The 6,493-nt window shown below is 70.2% G+C and carries 8 protein-coding genes; 4 read left to right on the forward strand and 4 right to left on the reverse strand.

Annotated elements, in window-relative coordinates:
- Nucleotides 1–74 precede the first annotated feature (74 nt).
- Nucleotides 75–632 carry a peptide-methionine (S)-S-oxide reductase MsrA gene (msrA, locus tag A612_RS13715; RefSeq protein ID WP_019375033.1) on the forward strand — a complete coding sequence of 186 codons (558 nt, stop codon included), beginning with the start codon at nt 75–77 and terminating at the stop codon, nt 630–632.
- Between the two features lie 27 nt (nt 633–659).
- Here the strand turns inward: msrA and pdxH are convergent, their stop codons facing one another.
- Together pdxH and A612_RS13725 are read right to left on the reverse strand one after the other, a co-directional pair.
- Nucleotides 660–1,313, reverse strand: a complete 654-nt coding sequence (gene pdxH, locus A612_RS13720) for a pyridoxamine 5'-phosphate oxidase (RefSeq protein WP_019375034.1) — start codon at nt 1,311–1,313, stop codon at nt 660–662.
- A complete protein-coding gene (locus A612_RS13725; RefSeq protein ID WP_019375035.1) occupies nt 1,310–1,957 on the reverse strand; it encodes a gamma-glutamylcyclotransferase in 648 nt (215 codons plus the stop codon). Before A612_RS13725 ends, pdxH begins: the two co-directional genes overlap by 4 nt.
- A gap of 64 nt (nt 1,958–2,021) precedes the next feature.
- Between A612_RS13725 and A612_RS13730 the strand changes: the two genes are divergently transcribed.
- Both A612_RS13730 and edd read left to right on the forward strand, forming a co-directional pair.
- The gene (locus tag A612_RS13730; RefSeq protein WP_040436973.1) at nt 2,022–2,561 is read left to right on the forward strand and encodes an OmpA family protein; all 540 of its coding nucleotides are present in this window, start codon (nt 2,022–2,024) and stop codon (nt 2,559–2,561) included.
- A 155-nt stretch (nt 2,562–2,716) separates the two neighbouring features.
- Nucleotides 2,717–4,561: a phosphogluconate dehydratase gene (gene edd / locus A612_RS13735; protein ID WP_019375037.1), complete on the forward strand. Its 1,845-nt coding sequence runs from the start codon at nt 2,717–2,719 to the stop codon at nt 4,559–4,561.
- 58 nt (nt 4,562–4,619) lie between these two features.
- Here the strand turns inward: edd and gloA are convergent, their stop codons facing one another.
- Nucleotides 4,620–5,036: a lactoylglutathione lyase gene (gene gloA, locus A612_RS13740; protein ID WP_040436970.1), complete on the reverse strand. Its 417-nt coding sequence runs from the start codon at nt 5,034–5,036 to the stop codon at nt 4,620–4,622.
- 131 nt (nt 5,037–5,167) lie between these two features.
- Entirely contained in the window at nt 5,168–5,545 is a 378-nt protein-coding gene (locus A612_RS13745; RefSeq protein WP_040436971.1) for an ArsR/SmtB family transcription factor, read from the reverse strand.
- 139 nt (nt 5,546–5,684) lie between these two features.
- Between A612_RS13745 and A612_RS13750 the strand changes: the two genes are divergently transcribed.
- On the forward strand, nt 5,685–6,493 hold an 809-nt coding region (locus A612_RS13750; protein WP_019375040.1), incomplete at its 3' end, for an efflux RND transporter periplasmic adaptor subunit.

The following is a 6,493-nucleotide window of genomic DNA, read 5'->3' on the forward strand; positions in this document are numbered from 1 at the left end:
GCTGCAGGGCCTGCCGGCGGCGCCTATGATGTGCGTTCGGCCCGGTGCGCGGCGCCGGCCCTGAGGAGGACACCATGAGCAGCCCTGAGCAGCAGATACAGACCATCACCCTTGGCGGCGGGTGCTTCTGGTGCACGGAGGCCGTCTTCAGGCGCGTGCGCGGCGTGCACGAGGTGCAAAGCGGCTATGCGAACGGCCACGTCGCCCATCCAAGCTACGAACAGGTGTGCCGAGGCGACACCGGCCACGCGGAGGTCGTGCGCGTGCGCTTCGATCCGCAGGAGATCAGCGTCGGGCAGATCCTGGAAATCTTCTTCGCGACCCATGACCCGACGACGCCCAACCGGCAGGGCAACGACGTGGGACCGCAATACCGCAGCGCCATCTACTACAGCGACGAGGCCCATCGCCAGGTGGCGGAGGAGGTGTTGCGCCGGATCGAGCGCGAGGGCCTGTTCGATGCGCCGGTGGTGACCGAGCTGCAGCCGCTGCAAAGCTTCTGGCCGGCCGAGGACTACCACGGGCGCTATTACGACAACAACCCGAGCCAGGGTTACTGCGCCTTCGTCATCGCGCCCAAGCTGGAGAAATTCCGCCAGACCTTCCGCGAGCACCTCAAGCCCGGCGCCTGAGACGCCGCAGCACGGGGCCCGCGCGGTTCAGGGGGCGAGCCGCTCGCGCAGCCAGTGCCCGTCCTCTCGCCGGTAGCGCAGCCGGTCGTGCAACCGGCTCTTGCGCCCCTGCCAGAATTCCCAGCGGTCGGGCACCAGCCGCAAGCCCCCCCAATGGGGCGGGCGAGGAGGCTGCAGCAGGAACTGCGCGCCGTACCGGGCCGCGTTCGCGACCAGCACGCTGCGCCCCGGGATCACCTGGCTCTGCGGGCTGGCCCAGGCGCCGATGCGCGAATCGAGCGGCCGGCTGCGGTAGTAGGCGTCGCTTTGCGCCTCCTCGACCTTCTCCACCACCCCTTCGATGCGCACCACCCGCTCGAGCTCGACCCAGTGAAACTGCAGGGCAGCGAAGGGGTTGCCCGCCAGCTCCCGGCCCTTGCGGCTCTGGTAGTTGGTGTACCAGACGATGCCGCGCTCGTCGTAGCCCTTGATCAGCACCACGCGCGTGCTGGGGCGCAGGTCGCTGCCGACGGTCGCCAGCGTCATGGCGTTGGGCTCGGGCACCTGGGCGGCCAGCGCCTCCTGGAGCCATTGGTCGAATTGCTGCAAGGGGTCCGGGTGCGAGGCGTTCTCGCCCAGCTCGGCGCGCTCGTAGCTCTTGCGCAGGGCGGCAATGGAGGCCGAAAGGGGAAGGTCGGTCATGGGCGGATTGTGCCTTCCGCGCGGCGCGCTTCGGGCGCCGGCGCGATGCCATCCGCCGCGCGCGACAGCGCCACCAGCCGGGCCAGGGCGCGGTCGTGGATGCCCAGGCGCAGCAGCTCGGCGTGCGTGGCTTCGGCGTATTCGCGCGTGCTGCCGTAGATCCCGCGGGCCTCGCGGAAGATGCGTCGGTACTGCTCGTCGGGCAGCACGCCGGTGTAGCTCGGGTTCTTGCGCGAGAGCGTGAAGGCGAGGGCGCGCACCGGCCCCCGGGCAGTGCGGCATTCCACCCACCGCGGGTCGTACACGCCCAGCACCATCTCGCGCTGCCACAGGGGCGGCAGCATCGCCGCCACCTCCGCGCGCTCGATGCGATACGCCATCCCGCGGCAGCTTCCGCCCGGCAGCATGCCGAACACCAGGCCGGGACACTCGGGGGTTCCGCGATTGACACGGCTCCACATCTTGAGCGCGCGGTGCCAGCCGTGCACGGTGGCCGCGCGCCGCTCCGCGAAGGCAAAGTCGGGCCGCCAGATCAGCGAGCCGTAGCCAAAGACCCACAGATCCTCCCGGCCACCCCATTCGGCGAGGGTGCGCTCCAGCAGCGGGGCGGGGTCGCGCTGGACATGGTGGGCAGCGGAAAGCATGGCGGGGGACTCTACAATCGACGGGTTTTGTCCAACATTCGGATTATTCACGGGAGTGCGCATCATGTCCTTCAACAGCTCCGATGACGACGGCCAGCAGCGCTTCGCCCTCGGGTTCCTGACCATCCTGATTGCCCTGGTGGTGTCGACCGTCGTCGGCGTGGTGGTGTACCAGCGGGGCATGGCCCGCGCGCCCGCGGCAGCGCCCATGCTGGCCGGCACCGACGCTGCCCCCGTGGCCGCTGCGGCACCGGGCGTGGTCGTGACCGAGGAAGCCTCGGTGGTGGTGGAGGGCGGGGTGGTCAAGTTCTACTTCGCCTCCGGCAGCGCCGCCCTGGCGCCCGGCGCGGCCGAGGCCCTCGCGGATGTCGCGCGCGGCGCAGGCGAGCAGGGGCGCACGGCCCTGGTCTCAGGCTACCACGACGCCACCGGCGATGCAGCCCTGAACGCCGAACTCGCCAAGCAGCGGGCGATGGCGGTGCGCGATGCACTGCTGGAGCTGGGCGTGCCGGCAGAGAGGGTGGAGCTACGCAAACCCGAGGTCACGCAGGCCGACGGCGACAACGCCGAGGCGCGGCGCGTCGAGGTGGTGCTCGCCCCCTGAGCGGCGGCGCCTGCGTGCCCGGTCAGGGCAGGGCAGGCCGCGCGGTGGCACATCGAATACCCGCCACCGGACTGCCGCCATGGGGGGCGGCGTAACATGGGGCGGGTCGACCGGTGCCATGGCGCGCCGGCCACCGCCGACAGGAGCCCAGCCCCATGACCCTTCACAGCACCGTGGCGGCCGTGACCGGCCGCATCCGCGAGCGCAGCGCCGGACCGCGCGGCGCCTACCTCGAGCGGCTCGACCGGATGGCGAACCGCCCGCCCGGGCTGCAGCGCCTGGGCTGCGCCAACGTGGCGCATGCAGTGGCGGGCCTGCCGACCAACGACAAGCTGCGCATCGTCGAAGAAAAGAAACCCAACATCGGAATCGTCACGTCCTACAACGACGTGTTGTCGGCGCATGCGCCGCTGGGACGCTATCCGGACATCCTGAGGGACGAGGCGCGCCGCCAGGGGGCCAATGCCCAGGTGGCGGGGGGCGTGCCCGCCATGTGCGACGGCGTGACCCAGGGCACGGCCGGCATGGAGCTGTCGCTGTTCAGCCGCGACACCATCGCACTGGGAACCGCGGTCGGGCTGAGCCACGACACCTTCGATGCAGCATTGATGCTGGGCGTTTGCGACAAGATCGTGCCGGGCCTGCTGATCGGTGCCCTGCACTTCGGTCATGTGCCGACGGTCTTCGTGCCTGCCGGTCCGATGCCGTCGGGCCTGTCGAACACGGAGAAGGCGCGGGTGCGCGAACAGGCGGCGCAGGGGCTGGTGGGCCGTCCGGAGCTGCTGGCGGCCGAGATGGCGGCCTACCACAGCCCGGGGACCTGCACTTTCTACGGCACGGCCAACAGCAACCAAATGCTGCTCGAGGCGATGGGCCTGCATGTGCCGGGGACGGCCTTCGTGAACCCCGGCGAGCCGGCGCGCGAGGAGCTCACGCGCGAGGCCGTGCGCACGGCGCTCGCCATCACACGCGGGCAGCGCTTCACGCCGATCGGGCGGGTGGTGGACGAGCGCTGCATCGTGAACGCCATGGTGGCGCTGCTGGCCACCGGCGGCTCGACCAACCACCTGATCCACTGGGTGGCGGTGGCACGCTCGGCCGGCATCGCGATCGATTGGGATGATTTCTCCGAGCTGTCGGCGGTGGTGCCGCTGCTCGCGCGCGTCTACCCGAACGGCGTGGCGGACGTGAACGGCTTCCAGGGGGCAGGGGGGCCGGGCTATGTGATCCGTGAGTTGCTGGATGCGGGGCTGATGCACGAGGATGTGCTGACCGTGCGCGCGGGCGGCCTGCGGGAGTACACGCGCGTGCCGGAACTGGGACAGGACGGGAAACTGCGCTGGAGCGATCCGGGCGCCTCGCGAGACGAATCCATCCTGCGTCCGGTGGCGTCGCCCTTCAGCCCGACCGGCGGCCTGAAGCTGCTGCGCGGCAACCTGGGACGCTCGGTGATCAAGATCTCGGCCGTGCCGGCCGATCGGCACGTGATCGAGGCACCGGCGCGGGTGTTCGACTCGCAGGGCGAGCTGCTCGAAGCCTTCCATGCGGGCGAGTTGGATCGGCTGTGCGAGGGCAATGGCGCGGGCGGGCTGGTATGCGTGGTGCGCTGGCAGGGTCCGCGTGCCAACGGCATGCCCGAGCTGCACAAGCTCACGCCGCCCCTGGCCGTGTTGCAGCGCAAGGGCTGGCGCGTGGCGCTGGTGACGGATGGGCGGATGAGCGGCGCATCGGGCAACGTCCCGGCGGCCATTCATGTGTCGCCGGAGGCCTATGCAGGCGGGCCACTCGCCAAGGTGCGCGACGGCGACATGGTTCGCCTGGATGCCGACGCAGGCGTGCTGGAAGTGCTTCTGGACGAACACCAGTGGCAGGCGCGCCCGCCGGCGCAGATGCCCGAGGCGCAGCTGCAGGACAACGCCCACGGGTTGGGACGCGAGCTGTTTGCCGGCATGCGCCGCAACGCCACGAGCGCCGAGGAAGGCGCCTGCGCTTGGTTGTGATGGTGTCGGCCGCACGGCGCGGTGTGCGGCGCAGGCGTTGGCCGAGAGCCGGCCAGGCTCAGCGCAGGCCGGTGCCGGCGCCGATGTCGTCCTTGCGCTCGATCAGTTCGATCTTGTAGCCGTCCGGGTCCGTGACGAAGGCGATGACCGTGGTCCCGCCCTTGACCGGCCCGGCTTCGCGCGTGACCTTGCCGCCGGCCGCCTTGATGCGTTCGCAGGCAGCATAGGCATCCGGCACGCCGATGGCGATGTGGCCGTAGGCGGTGCCCATCTCGTAGCGGTCCACGCCCCAGTTGTAGGTCAGCTCGAGTTCGGCCTGGCCGGGGTTGCCCCCGTCGAAGCCCAGAAAGGCCAGCGAGTACTTGTACTCGGGGTTCTCGGAGGTGCGCAGCAGCTGCATGCCGAGCACCTTGGTGTAGAAGTCGATGGAGCGCTGCAGGTCGCCCACGCGCAACATGGTATGGAGGAATCGCATGGGGCAATTATGACCTGCGGGGCGCCCTGGGGGCGATGCGTAAAAGATACGATGTATATTATGTTAAATAACCTCGGCAAAATTCGTGGCGGAAAGGCCTTCCCCCGCCCCCGCGGCTTCCCCTGCTGCCGTCACGCCGCTCCCGGCGCGGGCCGTTCGGGCGCCCCAGCCGCACCCGCACGGCCAAACAGTGCGCTGTCCTGGGCGCGTTGCTCGAACTGGCGCGCCAGCGTGTCGCACACCAGATCGCACAGGGCATCGATGGTCGCGTCGGCAATGCGGTAGTAGACGCTGGTGCCGCGGCTCTCGCGCGCGACCATGCCTTGCTGCGCGAGCAGCGCTAGGTGTTTGGATGCGTTGGCCGTGGTGCAGCCGCATGCGCGCGCCAGCTCGCCGACGTTGCGCTCGCCGCCTCGCAGCAGGTTGATCAGCTGCAGGCGCGTCGGCTCGGACAAGGCCTGGAAGTACGCGGCAATGTGCTCCAGGGCTTCGGGGGGCAACTCCCTCATGCGGCCCTCCCTTCAACGAAATCGCAGGTGTGGTGCATGTCAGACATTTTAAGGCTTGCTTGACTATTTAACTGTTTAGTTAAAAAATGTCTGCATGTTCTGTCCTGCTTTACCCCTCGTCCCGAGGCGCACACTGGAAGTGCTGGCCGCTGCGGCGCTGGCGGCTTCCGGCAGCGTCGCCCTTGCCCAGGCACAGGCGTTGGCCTCGATCCAGGTCCGGCCCGGTCCTGTCGCCCAGATGCACGCAGCCGATGGCGTCGTCGAAGCCGTGCGTGACACCACGGTGTCTACCCAGGTGGCCGGCGCGGTGGTGCAGGTGCTGGTGCGTGTCGGCGACCGCGTGCAGGCCGGGCAGGAATTGCTGCGCCTCGATGCCCAGCCGGCCCGGCAAAGTGCTGCCGCCAGCGCCGCCCAGGTCGATGCGGCCCGCACCCAGGCCCAGCTGGCCGACAGCGAGCTGGCGCGGCAAAGGCAGCTGTTCGCCCGCCAATACATCAGCCAGGCCGGACTGGAGCGCGCCCAGGCGCAGGCGCAGGCAGCCCACGCCCAGGTGCGCGCCCTGCAGGCCCAGGCCAGCGCCGCCGCAGCGCAGGCCAGCCTGCACATCGTGCGCGCGCCCTACTCCGGCATCGTCAGCGAGCTGCCGGTGGCCCTGGGCGACATGGCCACGCCCGGACGCCCACTGCTGCGCCTGTACGACCCGGCAGCCCTGCGCATCACGGTCAGCGTGCCCCAGACGCTGCAGCTGGCGGACGCATCCGCCACGCCTGCCGCATCTGCCCAGTGGGAAATACCCAGCCTCACAGGTGCCCGGGCCAGCGTCTCCCTGGCCGACATCCAGCGCCTGCCCACCATCGACCGCAGCACCCACACCGCGCAATGGCGTCTGCCCCTGCCTGCCGACCTGGGCGGCGCAGCGCCCGGCATGTTTGCCCGGCTGTGGCTGCC

It is taken from the genome of Melaminivora alkalimesophila (assembly GCF_000282995.1).
Classification (GTDB): domain Bacteria; phylum Pseudomonadota; class Gammaproteobacteria; order Burkholderiales; family Burkholderiaceae_C; genus Melaminivora; species Melaminivora alkalimesophila.

What these genes read in the sequence shown, in the direction of transcription:
- msrA (WP_019375033.1), top strand. Translation starts at nt 75, where the DNA reads ATGAGCAGCCCTGAGCAGCAGATACAGACCATCACCCTTGGCGGCGGG.
- pdxH (WP_019375034.1), bottom strand. Translation starts at nt 1,313, where the DNA reads ATGACCGACCTTCCCCTTTCGGCCTCCATTGCCGCCCTGCGCAAGAGC.
- A612_RS13725 (WP_019375035.1), bottom strand. Translation starts at nt 1,957, where the DNA reads ATGCTTTCCGCTGCCCACCATGTCCAGCGCGACCCCGCCCCGCTGCTG.
- A612_RS13730 (WP_040436973.1), top strand. Translation starts at nt 2,022, where the DNA reads ATGTCCTTCAACAGCTCCGATGACGACGGCCAGCAGCGCTTCGCCCTC.
- edd (WP_019375037.1), top strand. Translation starts at nt 2,717, where the DNA reads ATGACCCTTCACAGCACCGTGGCGGCCGTGACCGGCCGCATCCGCGAG.
- gloA (WP_040436970.1), bottom strand. Translation starts at nt 5,036, where the DNA reads ATGCGATTCCTCCATACCATGTTGCGCGTGGGCGACCTGCAGCGCTCC.
- A612_RS13745 (WP_040436971.1), bottom strand. Translation starts at nt 5,545, where the DNA reads ATGAGGGAGTTGCCCCCCGAAGCCCTGGAGCACATTGCCGCGTACTTC.